Here is a 19,806-nt window from a genome sequence, read left to right on the forward strand (position 1 = left end):
ACGGCGCTGCTTCCACCCCTCAGCGGAGGCAATCGCCGAGGTCGCCAGCCTGCTCGCGCCCGGCGACAGCAGACGCTGAGCCCTGCTCCCGGTGACCGCCCCCGGCTTGCTTCGAGATCACAACCCGTCCGTGTACAGCAGCCGGTTGGGGGAGCCGTCGGTGACCGAGAGGGTGTCCTTCGTGGATGCGTCGTCGAGCCAGCCGGCCACGGTTGCGGCGTCCGCCTGCGGGTGTGCCGCCTTGTACAGCAGGGCAACGCCCGCCACGTGCGGGCTGGCCATCGAGGTGCCGCTCTTGGAGACGCTGCCGCCACCGAGCCTGGCCGAGATGATGTCCTGCCCGGGGGCGAACAGCGACACGCAAGAGCCGTAATTACTGAAGCCCGTTCGGTGGTCGGTCCTGTCACTGGCCCCGACGGCCAGCGCTTCGTGTGCGCTCGCGGGCGAGGCACTGCAGGCATCCTTCGCGTCGTTGCCCGCCGCGACCACCGGAAGGACGCCGCTCTCTGCCAGGGAGTCGGCTGCGAGGTTCAGCGCCGGTGAGTAGACGTCGCCGAGTGAGGCGTTGAGCACCGCGGGCTGCACGGCGTTCCTCGCGACCCAGTCCAGGCCCGCGATGGTCCCGGCGATGCTGCCTTCGCCCGTGCAGTCCACCACCCGTACGCTCACCAGCTTCGCCGAACGTGCGATCCCGAAGGTCTTGCCGCCGACCGTGCCCGCCACATGTGTGCCGTGGCCGTTGCAGTCCTGGCCGTTCTGGCCGTCTCCGACCGCGTCGAATCCGGCAACCGCGCGCCCACCGAACTCGCTGTGGCCGAATTCGATGCCGGAGTCGAGAATGTAGCCCGTCGTGTTCGCCCCGGTGCCGAGGACATCGAATTGCCCGTCGAGCGGCAGGTTCCGCTGGTCGATCCGGTCCAGCCCCCACGACGTGGCGGCGGCCCGGGACTGCCGCTCGCCGCGCGTGCCGTCGGACACGGCGACGACGGAGTTCTCTTCGACCGCCGTGACGCCGGGCGTCGCGCGTACCGCGTCGAGCTGCACACCGGTCAGCGTGGCGGAGAAGCCCCGCAGCACCGTGTCGTAGGTGAACATCGTCTTGATGCCGAGGCTTGCGACCGTCCCCGACACATTCGCGGTCCCATCGAGCCGGACGATGTACTGGCCCGGCACGGCCCGACCGGAATGGTAAAGGGGAGCGGCCGCCACGGGGGCGGCCCCGGCTGAGGGCAGGGGGAATCCCAGCGGCGCGATCAACAGAGCGGCGGCGGTCACGCCGCCCCAGAGCATGCGCATATCCAACACTCCATCGCTGAGGCTGTGGGCCTGCGACCCGCCTGGCGGCGGCAGCAGGGCATGGCCCTCGTAGACTCCGGCGCCACCGTGCCCCGTTGGCCCCGACACGCCGCCCCCGCCGGCTCCGTCAGCCGATCGGACCCACCCCGCAAGAAGGTGTTCGACAAGCGGCTGCCCCACACCGAGCCCAAGCTCCGTGAGCTGTTCGCGAAGTCGCAGGCCAAGCACGGAACGGTGCTGGTCGTGCTCGACCAGCCGACCTCGTCGTTGTTCGTGTCAGGCGATCTCGACGCTGAGTTGGGAACCCAGTTCCTCGAAGCCCAATGCGGCCGCGACACGACGGGAGGCGGGAGGGCGGGCGCGCCACTGCGGGAGCAGCCCGACAGCGAGGGCGTGAGCGACCGCCGCTGAGCCCGTCACCTGTGCCAGTCCACGCCCGCGTGCTTGTGGCGCCGTCAGTACGCCGACATGGGCCGTCCGCCTCGGCCAGGCCCGGTATCCCGCAGCAGCGACCACCTGGCCGTGCTCGCGGACAACGAACGCGGGCGACGTGATCTCCTCCAGATCAGCCTCACCAGCGTCCTCATGGCCGGCCATCCGCTCCAAGCTCCGCACATCCAGATGAAAGGCCGGCAGTTGCTCCACCGTCAACGCACCGGTGTCCGCCGGCCGGAATCCCGCTGCGGACACGTATGACAGCGCCGCCGGCCCGAGCACCCGCGCGACCGGAAGGGCCTCCCGGATCACCGCACTGTCCACGACGGCCTCAACCGGCAGCCTCCCCAGTGCGTCACGAACGATCACGGCGGCGCTGGTATTCGGTGCCGTCACGATGGCTGATCCGCCCAGAGCCACCACTCCGACCCAGCCAACCGGGCACAGCCCGGACCGCGGGGAGACCACAACATTCACACCGTACGGCTGGGCGAACGACACCGGCGCCCGGGCCAGGTCCTCCCAGAGTTCACGGGCTCGGGCCATCAAGGGTTCCCTCGGCATGGCCTCGATCCTGCCAGTCGAAGCAAGCCGCTGCTCGCGCTACGGGCCATCGAGTACATGACCCAGGACCGGCGCGGCCTCCACAACGTCGCCGATCCCAGCACCGGCCGGCGGCATTCGTGCCAGGAAGACGAGAGCCGGTAGACGGCCTCGGGGACCAGCGGAAAGCTGGTGGCCGCGTCGTCACAGCAGTGCGAACTGCCCGTCCGGGCCCTCCTCCTGGTGGCCGAGTACGGACGCGGGGCGCCGTGCCGCGGCTGCCACCGGCAGCACCCCCGCCGCCCGCAGCTCCGCCGCGCCGATCTGCGGGCCGTGTGCCAGTTCGTCCTGCCGGGGCCGCAGTTCGGCGAGCAGGGCGAGCAGCGTGATCAGTTCCAGCAGCTCGGACGTCCACTCCTGCGGCCAGACCCGTGGCCGGACGGCCTCCAGGCCGTCCGTCCCGGCCACCGCCGTACGCCGCTCGAACCACAGCTCCAGCATCCGTACGCCGCCGACCCGGAACTCCCAAGCCCCGGCAGGAACCGGCGAGACGCGGCCCGTGCCGAGAGCCAGCGCCTCTTCCTCGGAGTCGTACGACAGGTCCGACGGGGTGGGAGGCACCGCGGCGCGGACGTAGGGGCGACGTCCGCCCGGCAGTCGTGGCCGCTCCCCGCCGCGGGCCCCGCGCAACTGGAGCCGCAGCAGCTCCCGCCCCAGCTCCACCCCCGCCGACCAGCGCGCCGTGTCCGCGGGCAGGGGTACCACGCAGCCGGCCGGGGAGTGCCGGGCCGTCGCGAGGATCCACGCGAGCACGGACTCCGCGCCGACCGCCTCGCCGTGACGGTCGCGCAGCAGGGCGAGCAGGCCGGGTGCCAGATTGGGTTCGAGGCCGCCGGGGCGCCGGTAGAGCGGACGGATCCGGCCGGGGCGGCCCGCGGGGGAGTGCCCGTCGGGCAGCAGTGCCGTCACGGACAGGGCGGGGCCGGTGTCCTGGGGCACCCGGCCGTGCTCGACGGCGAAGAGCTGGTGCGCGTCGGCCACCCGCCACAGTTCGGGACGGGCGGCGTCTATCAGCCGGTGGTCGGGGAGCAGCCACTGCTCGTCGAACGGGCCGTGCAGGATCCGTACCGGCTCCGGGCACCGGCCCGGCTCGCGGGCGAACCGGCCGGTCCCGGTGGTCTGTCCGGGCAGGGCGGCCACCGGAGTGTGCGGGGAGCGGGAGCGGGTGGGCCGGAACAGACGCTCCCGCTCGGCGTCCCCGGCCCGCACCAGGCGCTCCCAGCGGGCCCTGAGCGAGGCCGCGTCCGGAGCCGTCACCCAGGGGCGTCCGGTCCGCAACGGCCGTACGGACCAGGGCATGAGGTCGTCGAGGAGCGGGCCGCTCGGGCCCTCGCCGGACCCGGCCGCTGCCGGTGCTGCCACCGTGTCGTCCTCCCCGTCGCCACGTCCGCCGCCTTCCCCGGCATCGTAACGGCGCCGCCGGGGCCGGGGGCAGGGTGCCTGTGCGGTGGGCCGGGAGGCGGCGGCCGGGACGTCAGTGCGCCTCCACCGTGACCGAGAACGAGAAGCGGTCGCCCCGGTAACGGATCTGCGCCACATCGACCACCCGGCCGCTCTCCTCGTACGTCACGCCCGTGTAGTACAGGATCGGGCTGAGCAGCGGGACCCGGAGCAGGTCGGCAGTGACCGGGTCCGCGAGCCGGGCCTCGACCGTGTCGGTGATCCTCGCGATCCGGACACCGACCCGGTCACGCAGCACCTTCGTCATCGGCCAGCGGTCGAGATCGGCGGGGTCGAGCCCGGCCGCGACCTCCGGATGGATCCAGTTCCGGGCCCAGTTGGTGGGTTCGCCGCTCTCCTCGTCGCACCGCAGCCGCCGGTAGCCGACGACCTCCGCGCAGCCGGGGAAGTACTCCGCGACATCGCCGGGCACGGCGAGCGGGCCGTGGTCGAGCACCGTGGTCAGTTCGCCGGACTGCTGGGCGACGATCGCGTCGATCGAGCCGAGCAGCCGGACCGGTGACACCCGGCGGGCGCGCGGCTCGATGAACGTGCCGCGCCGCCGGTGCCGGCTGATCAGCCCCTCCGTCTCCAGTTCCTTGAGCGCCTGGCGCATGGTGAGGACGCTGACGCCGTAGTGCGCGGCGAGCCGCTCCTCCGTCGGCAGCCGCAGCGTGGCGTCCGGGGTGCGGCCCAGTATGGAGGCCCGCAACGACTGCGAGACCTGGTACCACAGCGGCAGTTTGCGGTTCAGGACCAGCGAGTCGGGAGCGAAGGCGGCCCCCTGGGGCGCGGGGGGCTTCAGAGGGGGCTGCGGCACCTTGGGTCACCTGTATTCGTCGTGGCCGGCTCTTGCGCGGCCCGTCACGGCCTGAAGTTGCGGCTCAGACCCTGCCACACGTCGTCGTAGCCGTGCTGGAGGTGTCCGGCGGTCGCGGCCTGCCCGGTCGCGGTGACGGGCCAGCGGGTCTCGAACATGAAGGCCAGGCCGTCGTCGATCCTCTGCGGCCTCAGCTCCGCCGAGCTCGCCCGGTCGAAGGTCTCCCGGTCGGGGCCGTGCGCCGACATCATGTTGTGCAGCGAGCCGCCACCGGGCACGAAGCCCCCCTTGCCCGCCGTCTTCGCGTCGTACGCGCCCTCGATCAGGCCCATGTACTCGCTCATCACGTTGCGGTGGAAGTACGGCGGCCGGAAGGTGTCCTCGCCGACCAGCCAGCGCGGGGCGAACACCACGAAGTCGACCCCGGCCAGACCGGGGGTGTCCGACGGCGAGGTCAGCACCGTGAAGATCGACGGGTCCGGGTGGTCGTAGCTGATCGAGCCGATCACGTTGAACCGGTGCAGGTCATAGACGTACGGGGTGTGGTTGCCGTGCCAGGCGACCACATCGAGCGGCGAGTGGTCGTACGTCGCCGACCAGAGGTTGCCGCAGAACTTGTTGACCACCTCGACCGGGCGCTCCACGTCCTCGTACGCGGCGACGGGTGCGAGGAAGTCCCGCGCGTTGGCGAGGCCGTTGGCGCCGATCGGGCCCAGTTCGGGCAGGACGAAGGGCTGGCCGTAGTTCTCGCAGACGTAACCGCGCGCGGTGGCGTCGAGCAGCTCGACCCGGAAACGGACGCCGCGCGGGATCAGCGCGACCTGGCCCGGTTCGGCGCGCAGCAGGCCCAGTTCGGTGCGGAGCAGGAGGCCGCCGTGCTCGGGGACGATCAGCAGCTCGCCGTCACTGTCGCTGAACACCCGTTCGGACATCGAGGAGTTGGCGTGGTACAGGTGCACGGCCATGCCGCTGCGCGAGGCCGCGTCGCCGTTGCCTCCCAGCGTCCACAGGCCGGACAGGAAGTCCGTACCGGGCGAGGGCTCCGGGAGCGGGTCCCAGCGCAGCCGGTTGGGATCGGGGACGGATTCGGTGAACGGGGCGGTGCGGACGGCCCCGTTGTCGATCCGGCGGAACGGCGGATGGGCCGCGGAGGGGCGGATCCGGTAGAGCCAAGAGCGCCGGTTGTGGGCGCGCGGCTCGGTGAAGGCCGAGCCGCTCAGCTGCTCCGCGTAGAGCCCCAGGGGTGCGCGCTGCGGTGAGTTGCGACCGTGCGGCAGTGCCCCCTCCGCCGCCTCCGAGCTGTGCTGATTGCCGAAGCCCGCGGAATACCGCAGCCCTTCCGCCGTCTTCCTCGCCTGCTCGATGCCGCTCATGTGCGCTCCCGGTGCCGAAGGAATCCTATGGGTAACCGTAGGAATCAAAAGGAGGACAGTCAACGGCATTCGTCGTGCGCAAGGGGGTTCCAAAAGTTGAACAATGCTCTACTCTCCGGCACATGTCGTGGACACGAAGACTTCTGGTGATCCTGGCGGCGCTCGCCGCCGCCCTCCTCGCGGTCCCGGCCGCCCAGGCGCACGAGGAACGGCCGGTCACCCTGCCCGACGGGACCGGCAGCGTCCCCGAGCACCGCGGCGGCGAGCCGGACCTCCTGGTCTGCAAGAGCGACCGGGCCGACTTCGAGCACCGGATATCGGGCTTCCCCGACGCCCTGCGGTCCAGGAACCTCAAGCTCTTCGACCGGTGCCAGAAGTCCGGCTACCGCCATCTCCAGCAGGCCGTCGACGCGGTCACCGAGCCCGGGAAGAACATCGCGATCCTGCCCGGCCTCTACGAGGAGGAGCCCTCGCTGCCGGCGCCGGCCGGCGAGTGCGCCCGGCTGAAGGCCCCCAACTCCCAGCTCGGCTACCAGATCCTGAGCTACGCCCAGCAGGCGAAGTGTCCGCACAACCAGAACCTGGTGGCGATCCTCGGCAAGAAGGACCTCCAGATCGAGGGCACCGGCGCCGAGCGCACCGACGTCGTCATCGACGCCAAGTACCGGAAGCTCAACGCGGTCCGGGCGGACGGCTCCGACGGTGTCTACTTCAAGAACTTCACCGCCCAGCGCACCACCTTCAACTCGCTGTACATCCTGGCCCAGGACGGCTTCGTCATCGACGACGTGCTGACCCGCTGGAACGACGAGTACGGCTTCCTGACCTTCGCCAGCGACCACGGCCTCTACAAGAACTGCGAGTCGTACGGGAACGGCGACTCCGGCATCTACCCGGGCAGCGCGTCCAACATCAACGACGGCTACGGCTACAAGGTCCCGCGCTACTCCATCGAGATCACCGGCTGCCACAGCCACCACAACATGGTCGGCTACTCCGGCACCGCCGGTGACTCCGTCTACGTCCACGACAACGAGTTCGACCACAACATGGGCGGCGCCTCGATGGACAGCGCCTTCCCCGGCCACCCGGGACTGCCGCAGAACCACGCCCGCTTCGAGCGCAACCTGATCCACGACAACAACGCCGACTACTACCCGTACGTCGCCGACGGCACCTGCGCCAAGCCGCCGGTCGAGCGCGGCTACGAGAACGGGGTCGTCTGCCCGCAGATCTCCATGCCACCGGGCACCGGCATCATCACCGCGGGCGGCAACTGGAACATCTACGAGAACAACTGGGTCTACGGGCAGCAGCGCGCCGCCTTCTTCCTGAGCGCCGTCCCCGCCTTCATCCGCGGCGAGAGCGCCCTCGGCAAGCAGACCGACACCTCGCACCACAACCGGTACGCCAACAACCATCTCGGCGTGGACAAGGCGGGCAACGCGCGGCCCAACCGCGCCGATGTGTGGTGGGACGGCCAGGGCGACGGCAACTGCTGGCAGTCGGACGCGGGCCCCTCCACGCCCCGCTCACTGCCCGCCTGCGGCGACGAACGCGGCGCGGTCACCGGCCGCACCGACCGCCTGGTGGGCGAACCCGTCAAGCTCGCCCAGCTGCTGGTCTGCGCCGACTACAACGTGCAGGCGCGCCGGCTGCCGGCCGGCTGCGACTGGTACGGGGCGCGCGGGATCGAGCGCATCGAGTTCCAGGCGGCCCTGGGCGTCGCGGTGGTGCTCGTGCTGGTCGGCGGCGTGCTGTGGTGGCGCAGGCTGCGATCGAGCAGGCTCGCCACGGCGGCCTCGGTCCTCGGTCTCATCGGCCTCGGCCTGGACGTGGCCGGGTCGACCATGGGGCTCGCCTCCTCGTACCTGCCCGCCGTCGCGCTGCTGCTGACCGGGCTCTGGTGGACGGGCATCGGGCTGGTCCTGCGGCGGGAGCGGCCGGGACTGGGCTGGACCACGGTGGTGCTGGGCGCGCTCACGCTCCTCGACGCGCTGGACAAGGGCGTGTTCATGATCCCGTGGATCCCGCTGAGTCCCGCCTGGGTGCGGGGACTGCTCGGCGTGGTCTGGGTGGTGTGGGCCGTGGTGGCCGCCGCCCGGCACGGCGAGCGGGAAACCGGGAAGCCGGATCCGGACGGCGGTGCGGGCACGGATCCGGACGGCGGTGCGGGCACGGGCCAGACGGGTCCGGAGCGGGTTCCGGCCGCCGGTGCCCCCTCTGCCTCAGCGTCTGCCTCAACGCCTGACTCTGCCTCAGCGTCTGCCTCGGCGCCTGACTCTTCCTCTGCTTCCGCCTCTGCTTCCGCCCCGGACGGCACCTCGCCGCCGCAGAGTCCCCCGGCCCCCGCCCCGGACGGAGAAGCCTAGTGACACGCCTTCAGAATCAGGCGCCGACTGCCCCGCGGTCGCGGACCGGCCGCCGGGCCGCCCTCTCCGTGCTCACCGCGGCCGCCCTCGTGCTCGGCGCGGGCGCCTGCGGCGGGCGGGCCACCACGCATCACAAGCCCGGCACCAGCCACGAGCAGGCCACCGGCAGCGTCGGCCGGCTCCTGTCCTCGGACGACGGCTCCGGTCACCGGCTGCGCCAGGTCGACGCCAAGGGCGCGCCGGAGGTGACCGTCGCCGTGCGGCCGGACTCGGAGGACGGCTGGAACGTCCACCTCTCGGTACGGAACTTCCGGTTCACCCCGGACAGCGTGGGCGGCGGCGCACTCCTCGGCCGGGGCCACGCCCGCCTCTTCCTCGACGGCCATCCGCTCGCCCGGGTCTACGGAACCTGGTTCCACCTGCCGGAGTCGCTGCTCCGCGGCGCCGGGGGCGGCACCGAACTCACCGCCCGTCTCTACGCCGACGACCACACCGCCTGGGCCGTCGGCTCCACCCCGGTCCAGGCCGCCGCCGCCCTCACCGCCACGGCGACGACCCCGCCCGCGTCCACCCCCGCCGAGCCCGCCCCCGGCACCACGCTGGAGATCTCCGTCCGCGACGGCAAGGTCAGCCCGGCGCCGGGGCGCGCCGAGATCAAGAAGGGCCGGACCGTGCGGCTCCGGGTCCGCAGCGACCACGACGACACCCTGCACGTGCACGGCTACGACAAGGAGGCGCGGCTGCCCGCGGGCAGAACCGTCACGCTCACGTTCACCGCCGACCGCACCGGGCTCTTCGAGGTCGAGACGCACGAGTCCGATCTGCTCCTGACCCAACTCGTCGTACGGTGACGGCCGGTCCGGGCGGCGGTGCCGGCACCGGCGGCGATCCCGCCGCCGGTGCCGGCGCGGATGCCGTGCGCGTACTCGCCCATGGCATCGGCGCCCAGCACGACCTGCCGCTCTCGCCCTTCTACGCGTTCGCCGGCGCCTTCGCCGCGCTGTTCGTCTCCTTTCTCGCACTCGGCCTGCTCTGGTCCGCCTCCCGGTTCCGCGGCGGACTGGCGGGCCGCCCGCTGCCGGCCGCCGTCCAGCGCGCGGCCGACGCGCCTGTCACCCGCGTCGTGGCCCGCGCGCTCGGCCTGGCCGCCGCGCTGTTCGTCGTGCTGTACCTCCTCCTCGGCCCGGCCGACCCGGACCGCAATCCGGCTCCCGGCGCCGTCTACGTACTGCTCTGGGTCGGGCTCGTTCCGGCCTCGCTGCTGCTCGGTCCCGTCTGGCGGCTGCTCAACCCCCTGCGCACCCTCCACCTCCTGGCCTGCCGGGTACGGGGGCGCGACCCCGACGCGGGCCGTCCCGTCCCCGCACGCCTCGGGATGTGGCCCGCGGCGGCCGGGCTCCTCGCCTTCACCTGGCTCGAACTCGTCGCCCCCGACCCCGCGTCACCCACCGCGCTGCTGCTCTTCCTCGGCCTGTACTCCGTCGTCCACCTCGTGGGCGCAGCCCGCCACGGCGCCCACTGGTTCGACCACGCCGACGCCTTCGAGGCCTATTCGGGACTCCTCGCCAGGCTCTCCCCGCTCGGCCGCCGCCCCGCCGACCGCCGCCTCGTCCTGCGCTCCCCGTTCAACGGACTCGACGCCACACCACAGCTCCCCGGGCTCGTCGCCACCGTCTGCGTCATGCTCGGCTCCACCGCCTACGACGGCTTCTCCGACGCACCCTCCTGGATCACCACAGTCCAGACCTCCCCGCTGGGCCGCACCACCGCGGCCACGCTCGGACTCCTGGGCGCCGTCGCCCTCGTCGCCACCCTCTACGCGCTCTGCGCCGGGGCCACCCGGCTGCTCTCCGGCCAACTGCCGCACCCCCTCACCGCCTTCGCGCACTCGCTCGTCCCGATCGCCCTCGGCTATCTCGTCGCCCACTACTTCACACTCTTCGTCACCGAAGGTCCACGTACAGTCATGGTGGCACTCGGCACTGACAATCCGGCTCCGCCCGAACCGCTGCTGGGACCGGGCGGCGTCGCGACCCTCCAGGTCCTCGCGATCGTCCTCGGCCACGTCCTCGGCGTCGTCGCCGCCCATGACCGTTCCGTACGGCTCTTCCCGCCCGGACGCGCGATAGCCGGCCAACTCCCGCTGCTGATCCTGATGATCGCGTACACCATCGGCGGGCTGAGCCTGCTCATCGCCTGAGACCGGTCCGCACCCTCGTGCCCGGCGAAGGAGGCCCACGGCATCATGGAGTCCGTGCCCCATGCGAACACGAACCTCCGCCGCGCCCCCGTGCAGCAGCGCAGCGCCGAGCGCCTCGCCCGGATTCTCGACGCCTGCGCCGAACTCCTCGACGAGACCGGCTACGAGCAGCTCTCGACCCGGGCCGTGGCCGTGCGCGCCGAAGTCCCCATCGGCTCCGTCTACCGGTTCTTCTCCAACAAGCGCGCCCTCGCCGACGCCCTCGCCCTCCGCAATCTGGACAGCTACGCCGAGCGCATCACGGCCCGGCTGGTCACCATCCCGGCCGGCGACTGGCACCGCGCCATCGACGCGGTACTCGACGAGTACCTCGCGATGAAGCGTTCCGTACCCGGCTTCGCGCTCGTCGACTTCGGTGCGCCGGCGCCCGACGAGGATCCGGCCGACGACGCCAATCACCGGGTGGCGAGCCGGCTCGCGGACCTCATCTCCGGGCATCTGGGCCGTACGTCCGACGAGGATCTGCTGCGCACCGTCCTGGTCTGCGTGGAGGCCACCGACGCCCTGCTCAAGCTCGCCTTCCGCATCGCCCCGGCCGGCGACGAGGCGATCGTCACCGAGACCCGGGTGCTGATCCAGGCGTATCTGGCGCGCGTACTGGACTGAGGCCGCGCGGCGTCCGGTCCGCCCCGGCCGGAAGGCCGGACAACCGGCCCGCCGCAACACCTCCCCACCATGCGTACCGGTCGGTATGCTCGGCCCTGGTCGACCACGTACGCGCGTCAACGCCGCCGCCCCGGGGAGGGCCCATGCCGCACGACCCCAGCCGTACCCGCACCGCCCTGCGCATCTGCCCCCTCTGCGAAGCCACCTGCGGACTCACCCTCACCATCGAGGGGAGCAGGGTCACCGGCGCCCGCGGCGACCGCGACGACGTGTTCAGCCACGGCTTCATCTGCCCCAAGGGCGCCTCCATCGGCGGACTCGACGAGGATCCCGACCGGCTGCGCACCCCGCTCGTCCGCAAGGACGGTGTCCTGACGGAGGCGAGCTGGGGCGAGGCGTTCGACGCGATCGCCCGCGCCCTGCCCGCCGTCACCGCGGAGCACGGCCCGCAGGCCGTCGGCGTCGTCCTCGGCAACCCCAACGTGCACACCATGGCCGGGGCCCTCTACCCGTCCGCCCTGCTCGCCGCGCTGCGGACCCGGGCCCTGTTCACCGCGAGCACCCTGGACCAGATGCCCAAGCACGTATCCAGTGGACTGCTCTTCGGTGACCCGAACTCCATTCCGGTGCCGGACCTCGACCGCACCGGACATCTGCTGCTGCTCGGCGCCAACCCGCTCGAATCCAACGGCAGCCTCTGCACCGCCCCCGACTTCCCCGGCAGGCTGAAGGCGCTGCGCCGCCGCGGCGGCGGCCTCACCGTCGTCGACCCGCGCCGCACCCGCACCGCGCGCCTCGCCGACCGGCATGTCGCCATCCGCCCCGGAACCGACGCCCTCCTGCTCGCCGCCGTCACCCACGTACTGTTCGAGGAGAAGCTGACCGACCCCGGCGCGCTCGCGGACCACGTCCAGGGGATCGAGGAAGTCGCCGAAGCGGTGCGGGACTTCCCGCCCGAGGCGGTGGCCGCGGCCTGTGACGTGGACGCCGAAACCATCCGCACGATCGCCCGGGAGCTCGCGGCCGCCCCCACCGCCGCCGTCTACGGCCGGATCGGCAGCTGCACCGTCGAACACGGCACCCTGGCCAGCTGGCTCGTCGACGTCCTCAACATCCTCACCGGCAACCTCGACCGCCCCGGCGGCGCCCTCTTCCCGCTCTCCGCCACCGCCCGCGCCCCACGACCCGCCGCCCCCGGCAAGGGATTCGCCCTCGGGCGCTGGTCGAGCCGGGTCTCCGGGCACCCCGAGGCCAAGGGCGAACTGCCCATCTCCGCACTGGCGGAGGAGATCACCACACCGGGGGAGGGGCGCATCCGCGCACTGATCGTCCTGGCCGCCAACCCCGTGCTCTCGGCGCCCGACGGCGACCGGCTCGACCGGGCGCTGGCCGACGGGCTCGACTTCATGGTGAGCGTCGACCCGTACCTCAACGAGACCTCGCGCCATGCCGATGTGCTGCTTCCCCCGCCACCGCCCTCGCAGAGCGCCCACTTCGACTTCGCGTTCAACACCCTGGCCGTGCGCAACCAGGTCCGCTACACCCGGCCCGCCGTCCCCCTGGACGCCGACCGGATGGACGAGGGCGAGATCCTCGCCCGGCTCGTCCTGGCCGTCTCCGGGATGCACGGCGCGGAGCCGGACGCCGTGGACGCGATGGTCATCGACCGGGCCCTGGGCAAGACCGTCGCCGACCCCCACTCGCCCGTGCACGGCCGGGCCCCCGCCGAACTCGCCGCCGCGCTCACCGGCCGCACCGGACCCGAACGCCGCCTCGACCTGATGCTGCGCCTCGGCCCCTACGGCGACGGCTTCGGCGCCGACCCCGACGGCCTCACCCTGGAACGGCTGCTCGCCCACCCGCACGGCATCGACCTCGGTCCCCTCGCCTCCCGGGTCCCCGAGATCCTCACCACCCGCAGCGGACGCGTCGAACTGTTCCCCGCGCCCATCGCCGCCGACCTGCCCCGGCTGCGCGACGCCCTCGCGGGCCGTACCGACCCCGGCGCACTCGTCCTCATCGGCCGCCGGCACCTGCGCTCCAACAACAGCTGGATGCACAACGTCGCCGCGCTCACCGGCGGTTCCAACGTCTGCACCCTCCAGATGCACCCCGAGGACGCGGCGCGTCTCGGACTGGCGGACGGTGCCGCCGCCACCGTCACGGCGGACGGCGGTGAGCTGACGGCCCCGGTCGAGATCACCGACGGCGTACGGACGGGTGTGGTGAGCCTTCCGCACGGCTGGGGGCACAGCCGCCCCGGCACCCGGATGTCCGTCGCCGCGGCGACGCCCGGCGTCAACGTCAACCAGCTGCTCGACGGCACCCGGCTCGATCCGCTCTCCGGCACCGCCGTGCTCAACGGCATCCCCGTCACCGTCGCACCCACAGGCTGACCGAGGCACCGCGGCCCGGTTCGACACGGCCCCGAACCGGGCCCAGTACCCGGCAACCTTTGCGCGAGTCATTCCCTCACCCCGCCCAGTGGGTTAATTTCAGGCCACTGCTGCCGCTCCCCACCGCTCCACCACCATCCTTCCGGGCGGAACCACATGACTCGCGCCATCACTCTGCACAATGTCAGCAAGGCGTACGGGCGGTCCTCGCGTGCCGTCGACCGTCTCTCGCTCTCCATCGACCCGGGCGAGTTCGTCGTCCTGCTGGGCCCCTCCGGCTGCGGAAAATCGACCGTGCTCCGCATGATCGCCGGCCTTGAGGACGTCTCCGAGGGCGAGGTGCTGCTCGACGGCGAACCGGCCGGCCACCTCTCGCCCCGCGAACGCGGGATGGCCATGGTCTTCCAGAACTTCGCGCTGTACCCGACCATGACCAACCGGGCCAACATCGGCTTCCCGCTGAAGCTGGAGAACCCTCGCCAGGACCACAACGAGCGCATCGAGAACACGGCCAGGATGCTCGGGATCGAGGGCGTCCTCGACCGGCTCCCCGGTCAGCTCTCCGGTGGCGAGCGCCAGCGGGTCGCCATGGGCCGGGCCATCTCGCGCCAGCCCTCCGCCTTCCTGATGGACGAGCCCCTCTCCAACCTCGACGCGAAGCTCCGCAACCATCTGCGCGCCGAGATATCCCAGCTCACCAAGGAACTCGGCGTCACCACGGTCTACGTGACCCACGACCAGGCCGAGGCGATGTCGCTGGGACACCGGGTCGCCGTGATGCGCGGGGGAGTGCTCCAGCAGGTCAGCCCGCCGCGCGAGGTGTACGCGCTGCCGGAGAACGTGTTCGTCGCCGCGTTCATCGGCACCCCGCGGATCAATCTGCTCCAGGCGGTCGTCCACGCGCCCCTGGAGGGCCGGATGTCGATCGACCTCGGCCGCCAGCGCCTCCCGCTGCCCGAACCGCTCAGCCCCGACCACCAGTTGCTCCGCATCCAGCAGGGCCGCCGGATCATCGTCGGACTGCGCTCGGAGGCGGTCCGGATCGCCCCGCCCAGCCAGGCCCGCCCCGGGGAGGTCGCGCTCAGCGGCATCGTCGAGCACGTCGAGTACCAGGGGCACGAGGCGCTGGTCCACCTCAACACCGGTTCACAGCCCGCCGTGGTGCCCGATCTGGAATCCGCCCGCCCGGAGCGCGGCATCCCGCGAAGGCGCCGCGCCGAAGGCGGAGCCGGTGTGCTGGAACGACTCAAGGAACGCGCCACCGGATACGTCACCGGTCCCGTCGCCGTCCTGGACCAACCGGGTCCCGAGGCGCTGCCGCCGGAGGTGCGCAGCCCCGACCGCCCCGCGGTCACGGCCAGCGACCTCGTCGTGCGCACCGGCCCCGACATGCGGCTGCGCACCGGGGGCCAGGTCCCGCTCCTGGTGGACCTGGCGCACCTGTACGTCTTCGACCACCAGGGGCGGCGGATCTGCCCGCTGCCGAAGGACGTCCCCGGGCTGGACATGTAACCCGGGCGCCGGGCTCGAACGTTCGACCGTTCGACGGCGAAGGAGGCCGCCCCGCGCACGTTCGGGTGAACTCGCGCACTCCCGGGTGAAACGGCGGACCGCACGTGACCCTTGTCTCTGGCGCCTGAAAACTAACAGCGCTAGTTTGGGGTGCGGACGACCCTGTCCGTCACCGTGCCCGGGAGGAACACCATGAAGGCCCACGACGGTATGTACATCGGCGGCGAATGGCGGCAGCCCGCGGGGGCGGACACGATCGCGGTCGTGAATCCGGCGGACGAGCGGGTCATCGCCCACGTCCCGGCCGGAACGGCGGCCGACGTCGACGACGCGGTACGGGCCGCGCGCGCCGCCTTCCCCGGCTGGGCCGCGACCCCGCCGGCCGAGCGCGCCGCCCGGATCGGCGCGCTGCGCGACGTGCTGGCGGCCCGCAAGGACGAGATCGCCGAGACGGTCACCGCCGAACTGGGCTCACCGCTGCCGATGTCGCAGATGGTGCACGCGGGCGTGCCGGTGCTGGTCGCCGGCTCGTACGCCGAACTGGCCGCGACGTACGCCTTCGAGGAGCGGCACGGCAACTCCACCGTGCTCCTGGAGCCCGTCGGCGTCGTCGGCGCGATCACCCCGTGGAACTACCCGCTGCACCAGATCGTCGCCAAGGTCGCCCCCGCGCTCGCCGCGGGCTGCACCGTCGTCCTCAAGCCCGCGGAGGACACCCCGCTCACCGCTCAGCTCTTCGCCGAGGCCACCGCGGAGGCCGGGCTGCCCGCCGGGGTCTTCAACCTGGTGACCGGCCTCGGCCCGGTCGCCGGACAGGCCCTCGCCGCGCACGAGGACGTGGACCTGGTCTCCTTCACCGGGTCCACCGCCGTCGGGAAGCAGATCGGTGCCACCGCGGGCGGCGCGGTCAAGCGCGTCGCCCTGGAGCTCGGCGGGAAGTCCGCCAACGTCATCCTGCCCGGCGCCGATCTCGCCAAGGCGGTCAACGTCGGCGTCGCCAACGTGATGTCCAACTCCGGCCAGACGTGCAGCGCCTGGACCCGGATGCTGGTGGACGCCGACCGGTACGAGGAGGCGGTCGCCCTCGCCGCGGCGGCCGTCGCGAAGTACGTACCCGGCGAGCGCGTCGGCCCGCTCGTCAACGCCAAGCAGCAGGCCCGGGTGCGCGGCTACATCGAGAAGGGCATCGAGGAGGGCGCCCGCGTCGTCGCGGGCGGCCCCGGCGCGCCGCTCGGCACCGGCTACTACGTCAGCCCCACCGTCTTCGCCGATGTCACCCCGGAGATGACCATCGCCCAGGAGGAGATCTTCGGCCCGGTCATCTCGATCCTGAAGTACGAGGACGAGGACGACGCCCTGCGGATCGCCAACGGCACCGTGTACGGGCTCGCCGGCGCCGTCTGGGCCGCCGACGACGCGGAGGCCGTCGCCTTCGCCCGCCGGATGGACACCGGACAGGTCGACATCAACGGCGGCCGCTTCAACCCGCTCGCCCCCTTCGGCGGGTACAAGCAGTCCGGCGTCGGCCGCGAGCTCGGTCGCCACGGCCTGGCGGAGTACCTCCAGACCAAGTCCCTCCAGTTCTGAGCCAGTTACCGCACCAGCCCGCACCGCACCGCACCAGCCCGCACCGCCCGAGCCCGCACCGCCCGAGCCCGCACCCCCGATCAGCAAGGAGCCAGTCCGTGGTCCGCGCCGCCGTACTGCCCGCCGTCGGAGCTCCGCTGGAGATCACCGGCATCATCCTTCCGGAACCAGGACCCGGCCAGGTCCGGGTCCGTCTCGCGGCCGCCGGGGTCTGCCACTCCGACCTCTCGCTGTCCAACGGCACCATGCGGGTGCCGGTGCCCGCCGTCCTCGGCCACGAGGGAGCGGGCACCGTCGTCTCCGTGGGCGACGGCGTCACCCATGTCGCGCCCGGCGACGGCGTGGTGCTCAACTGGGCCCCGTCCTGCGGGAGCTGCCACCACTGCGGGATCGGCGAGGTCTGGCTCTGCGCCAACGCCCTGGCCGGGGCGGCGAACATCCACGCCCGCACCGCCGACGGCACCGAGCTGCACCCCGGGCTGAACGTCGCCGCCTTCGCGCAGGAGACCGTCGTCGCCGCGAACTGCGTGCTGCCCGCCCCGGACGGCATCCCGCTCACCGACGCCGCCCTGCTCGGCTGCGCGGTGCTGACCGGGTACGGCGCGGTCCACCACAGCGCGCGGGTCCGCGCGGGTGAGTCCGTCGTGGTGTTCGGCGTCGGCGGAGTGGGCCTCGCGGTGCTCCAGTCCGCCCGCATCGCGGGCGCCGCGCGGATCATCGCGGTGGACGTCTCCCCGGAGAAGGAGGAGCTGGCCCGGCAGGCGGGCGCCACCGACTACGTCATCGCCTCCGCCACCACACCGCGCGAGATCCGCGGCCTCACCGGCGGCCAGGGCGCGGATGTCGCCATCGAGTGCGTCGGCCGGGCCGTCACCATCCGTACCGCGTGGGAGTCCACCCGCCGGGGCGGCCGCACCACGGTCGTCGGCATCGGCGGCAAGGACCAGGAGGTGACCTTCAACGCCCTGGAGATCTTCCACTGGGGCCGGACCCTGACGGGCTGCGTGTACGGGAACAGCGACCCGGCCCGCGATCTGCCGGTACTGGCCGACCACATCGGGGCGGGCCGCTTCGACCTCTCCATGATGGTCACCGAACGGATCGCGCTGGACGGTATCCCGGCGGCCTTCGACAACATGATCGCCGGCAAGGGCGGCCGGGCCCTGGTGGTCTTCTAGAGCAGGGGTCAGAGGCTGTCGCACGACCGGCCCGTGGGCAGCGGCCGGGCCGACGTCTCGCCCTTCTCGAACAGCCGGGAGGCCGGGCCCACGATCAGCGGGTCCGGCTCCCGGGCCACCGACGCGTCCTTGTCCGGGTAGTCGAAGCGGTGCAGCACGTGCCGGATCGCCTCCAGCCGGGCCCGCTTCTTGTCGTTGCTCTTCACCACGGTCCAGGGCGCGTCCGCCGTGTCCGTGTGGAAGAGCATCAGCTCCTTCGCCTCCGTGTACGCGTCCCACTTGTCGAGCGAGGCGAGGTCCACCGGGCTCAGCTTCCACTGCCGCACCGGATCGGTCTGCCGGGCCAGGAACCGGCTGCGCTGCTCGTTGCGCGAGACGGAGAACCAGAGCTTCACCAGATGGATGCCGTCACGCGCGAGCATCCGCTCGAACCCCGGCGCCTGGTGCATGAATTCGAGGTACTCGGGGGTCGTGCAGAACCCCATCACCCGCTCCACACCGGCCCGGTTGTACCAGGACCGGTCGAAGAGCACGATCTCCCCGGCCGCCGGGAGATGGGCCACGTACCGCTGGAAGTACCACTGGGTGCGCTCGCGTTCCGAGGGCTTCTCCAGCGCCACCACCCGCGCGCCACGCGGATTGAGGTGCTCGGTGAACCGCTTGATCGTGCCGCCCTTGCCCGCGGCGTCGCGCCCCTCGAAGAGGATGACGAGGCGCTCGTCGTGCTCCTTGACCCAGTGCTGGAGCTTGAGCAGTTCGATCTGGAGGGCCCGCTTGGACGTGTCGTACGCCTTGCGGCCCAGCTTTCTGTCGTACGGGTAGTCCTCCCGCCAGGCGTCGCGGGCGGGGCCCTCTGGCGTCACCAGGGGCAGGCCGCCCCGGGCGGCCGCCTGCTTCTGCTTCCCCGCACTCCTCGGCCGCTTCGCCTTCTTCGTGCCGTGGCTACGGCCGCTCCGCCGCTCGGCGCTCCGCGTCATGACGGGGTCCCTCCATCGGCCGGGCCGGATTCCTCCGCGTCGGACCAGTCTGCGGACGCGTCCGGGACACCGCCACCCCGGCGAGGCAGAGCAGCCCGCCGCCGATGGTGAGCAGCGCGGGCACCTCGTCCAGCAGCAGCCACGCCATCAGCACGACGAGCGCGGGCACCGCGTAGGTGGTGGCGCCCATCCGCCCGGCGGTGGTGCGGGCCAGCGCGTAGGCCCAGGTGGTGAACGCCAGCGCGGTCGGGAAGAGGCCGAGATAGACCATGTTCAGCGTCGCGGACAGCGGCGCGTCGGCGGCGTCCGAGACCAGCGCACCGGAGAACGGCAGGCACGCCACCGTGCCGACCAGGCAGCCGAACGTGGTGATCTGGAGCGCCGAACCATGGCCCAGCGCGGGCTTCTGGCCGACCACCCCGGCCGCGTACGCCACCGCGGCCAGCAGGCAGAGCCCCACGCCCAGGACCGAGGAACTGCCCTTCCCCGACATGGAGAGCCCCACGACCACGGCGCCCGAGAAGGACACGGCCATGCCCAGCACCAGCCGGCGTGGCAGTCCCTCGCCGAGCAGCCGGGCGCCGAGCAGCGCGATCAGGAGGGGCCCGATGTTCACGACCATGGCGGCCGTCCCCGCGTCCACCTGCTGCTCACCCCAGTTGAGCACCACCATGTACAGGCCGAACCACAGCAGCCCGGAGGTGAGGATCCCCGGCCAGGCGGCCCGTGAGGGAAGGCCCTCGCGCCGTACGAGCAGGAGCGCGCCCAGGGCCAGGGAGCCGGTGAGCAGGCGCCCGAGGGCCAGCGCGCCGGGGGAGTAGGCCTCGCCCGCACTGCGGATGGAGACGAATGCGGAGGCCCACAGGACCACGGTGGTGCAGGCGGCGGCGGGGGCCCGCCAGTCGGAGCGCGGGGCGGGGAGAGTCGTCATGGGTCAGACGGTAAGGCCGC

The 19,806-nt window shown here is 72.4% G+C and carries 15 protein-coding genes; 8 read left to right on the top strand and 7 right to left on the bottom strand.

Annotated elements, in window-relative coordinates; all coding sequences use genetic code 11:
* Window positions 1-117 precede the first annotated feature (117 nt).
* The 5 genes from ACIO3R_RS33625 to hmgA form a co-directional block, all read right to left on the bottom strand.
* A complete protein-coding gene (locus tag ACIO3R_RS33625; protein ID WP_402110879.1) occupies window positions 118-1,296 on the bottom strand; it encodes a S8 family serine peptidase in 1,179 nt (392 codons plus the stop codon).
* Between the two features lie 276 nt (window positions 1,297-1,572).
* Window positions 1,573-2,295: a GNAT family N-acetyltransferase gene (locus ACIO3R_RS33630; protein ID WP_402110815.1), complete on the bottom strand. Its 723-nt coding sequence runs from the start codon at window positions 2,293-2,295 to the stop codon at window positions 1,573-1,575.
* Window positions 2,296-2,478: 183 nt separating this feature from the next.
* Window positions 2,479-3,696: a type ISP restriction/modification enzyme gene (locus ACIO3R_RS33635; protein ID WP_385028456.1), complete on the bottom strand. Its 1,218-nt coding sequence runs from the start codon at window positions 3,694-3,696 to the stop codon at window positions 2,479-2,481.
* A gap of 112 nt (window positions 3,697-3,808) precedes the next feature.
* Window positions 3,809-4,594 (bottom strand): GntR family transcriptional regulator, encoded by a 786-nt coding sequence (locus ACIO3R_RS33640; RefSeq protein ID WP_363025347.1) that lies wholly within the window; start codon window positions 4,592-4,594, stop codon window positions 3,809-3,811.
* Between the two features lie 44 nt (window positions 4,595-4,638).
* Window positions 4,639-5,967, bottom strand: a complete 1,329-nt coding sequence (gene hmgA, locus ACIO3R_RS33645; protein ID WP_402110817.1) for a homogentisate 1,2-dioxygenase — start codon at window positions 5,965-5,967, stop codon at window positions 4,639-4,641.
* Window positions 5,968-6,089: 122 nt separating this feature from the next.
* On the opposite strand from hmgA, the gene ACIO3R_RS33650 reads away from it, so the two are divergent.
* From ACIO3R_RS33650 to ACIO3R_RS33685, 8 genes are all read left to right on the top strand, one after another.
* Window positions 6,090-8,339: a right-handed parallel beta-helix repeat-containing protein gene (locus ACIO3R_RS33650; protein ID WP_402110819.1), complete on the top strand. Its 2,250-nt coding sequence runs from the start codon at window positions 6,090-6,092 to the stop codon at window positions 8,337-8,339.
* The gene (locus ACIO3R_RS33655; protein ID WP_402110821.1) at window positions 8,339-9,190 is read left to right on the top strand and encodes a hypothetical protein; all 852 of its coding nucleotides are present in this window, start codon (window positions 8,339-8,341) and stop codon (window positions 9,188-9,190) included. The genes ACIO3R_RS33650 and ACIO3R_RS33655 overlap by 1 nt, the downstream gene beginning before the upstream one ends.
* A gap of 65 nt (window positions 9,191-9,255) precedes the next feature.
* Entirely contained in the window at window positions 9,256-10,539 is a 1,284-nt protein-coding gene (locus ACIO3R_RS33660) for a hypothetical protein (protein WP_385345562.1), read from the top strand.
* Window positions 10,540-10,584: 45 nt separating this feature from the next.
* Window positions 10,585-11,205: a TetR family transcriptional regulator gene (locus tag ACIO3R_RS33665; protein ID WP_385033487.1), complete on the top strand. Its 621-nt coding sequence runs from the start codon at window positions 10,585-10,587 to the stop codon at window positions 11,203-11,205.
* Between the two features lie 143 nt (window positions 11,206-11,348).
* On the top strand, window positions 11,349-13,601 hold the full coding sequence (locus ACIO3R_RS33670; RefSeq protein ID WP_402110823.1) for a molybdopterin oxidoreductase family protein: 2,253 nt from the start codon (window positions 11,349-11,351) through the stop codon (window positions 13,599-13,601).
* A gap of 156 nt (window positions 13,602-13,757) precedes the next feature.
* Complete coding sequence (locus tag ACIO3R_RS33675) at window positions 13,758-15,113, top strand: ABC transporter ATP-binding protein (protein ID WP_385033493.1); 1,356 nt, start codon at window positions 13,758-13,760, stop codon at window positions 15,111-15,113.
* Window positions 15,114-15,305: 192 nt separating this feature from the next.
* Window positions 15,306-16,700, top strand: coding sequence for an aldehyde dehydrogenase family protein (locus ACIO3R_RS33680; protein ID WP_385033496.1), 1,395 nt, complete (start codon window positions 15,306-15,308; stop codon window positions 16,698-16,700).
* Window positions 16,701-16,798: 98 nt separating this feature from the next.
* Window positions 16,799-17,878: a Zn-dependent alcohol dehydrogenase gene (locus ACIO3R_RS33685; RefSeq protein WP_402110825.1), complete on the top strand. Its 1,080-nt coding sequence runs from the start codon at window positions 16,799-16,801 to the stop codon at window positions 17,876-17,878.
* Between the two features lie 8 nt (window positions 17,879-17,886).
* Here the strand turns inward: ACIO3R_RS33685 and ppk2 are convergent, their stop codons facing one another.
* Together ppk2 and ACIO3R_RS33695 are read right to left on the bottom strand one after the other, a co-directional pair.
* Window positions 17,887-18,855: a polyphosphate kinase 2 gene (ppk2, locus tag ACIO3R_RS33690; protein ID WP_402110827.1), complete on the bottom strand. Its 969-nt coding sequence runs from the start codon at window positions 18,853-18,855 to the stop codon at window positions 17,887-17,889.
* On the bottom strand, window positions 18,821-19,786 hold the full coding sequence (locus ACIO3R_RS33695; RefSeq protein ID WP_385033505.1) for a DMT family transporter: 966 nt from the start codon (window positions 19,784-19,786) through the stop codon (window positions 18,821-18,823). Before ACIO3R_RS33695 ends, ppk2 begins: the two co-directional genes overlap by 35 nt.
* Between the last annotated feature and the right edge of the window lie 20 nt (window positions 19,787-19,806).

The organism is Streptomyces sp. NPDC087428 (assembly GCF_044744085.1).
In the GTDB taxonomy this organism is placed as follows: Bacteria; Actinomycetota; Actinomycetes; order Streptomycetales; family Streptomycetaceae; genus Streptomyces.

Coding starts and splice junctions, on each gene's coding strand:
- ACIO3R_RS33625 (WP_402110879.1), bottom strand. CDS start 1,296: ATGCGCATGCTCTGGGGCGGCGTGACCGCCGCCGCTCTGTTGATCGCG.
- ACIO3R_RS33630 (WP_402110815.1), bottom strand. CDS start 2,295: ATGCCGAGGGAACCCTTGATGGCCCGAGCCCGTGAACTCTGGGAGGAC.
- hmgA (WP_402110817.1), bottom strand. CDS start 5,967: ATGAGCGGCATCGAGCAGGCGAGGAAGACGGCGGAAGGGCTGCGGTAT.
- ACIO3R_RS33650 (WP_402110819.1), top strand. CDS start 6,090: ATGTCGTGGACACGAAGACTTCTGGTGATCCTGGCGGCGCTCGCCGCC.
- ACIO3R_RS33665 (WP_385033487.1), top strand. CDS start 10,585: ATGGAGTCCGTGCCCCATGCGAACACGAACCTCCGCCGCGCCCCCGTG.
- ACIO3R_RS33670 (WP_402110823.1), top strand. CDS start 11,349: ATGCCGCACGACCCCAGCCGTACCCGCACCGCCCTGCGCATCTGCCCC.
- ACIO3R_RS33675 (WP_385033493.1), top strand. CDS start 13,758: ATGACTCGCGCCATCACTCTGCACAATGTCAGCAAGGCGTACGGGCGG.
- ACIO3R_RS33680 (WP_385033496.1), top strand. CDS start 15,306: ATGAAGGCCCACGACGGTATGTACATCGGCGGCGAATGGCGGCAGCCC.
- ppk2 (WP_402110827.1), bottom strand. CDS start 18,855: ATGACGCGGAGCGCCGAGCGGCGGAGCGGCCGTAGCCACGGCACGAAG.
- ACIO3R_RS33695 (WP_385033505.1), bottom strand. CDS start 19,786: ATGACGACTCTCCCCGCCCCGCGCTCCGACTGGCGGGCCCCCGCCGCC.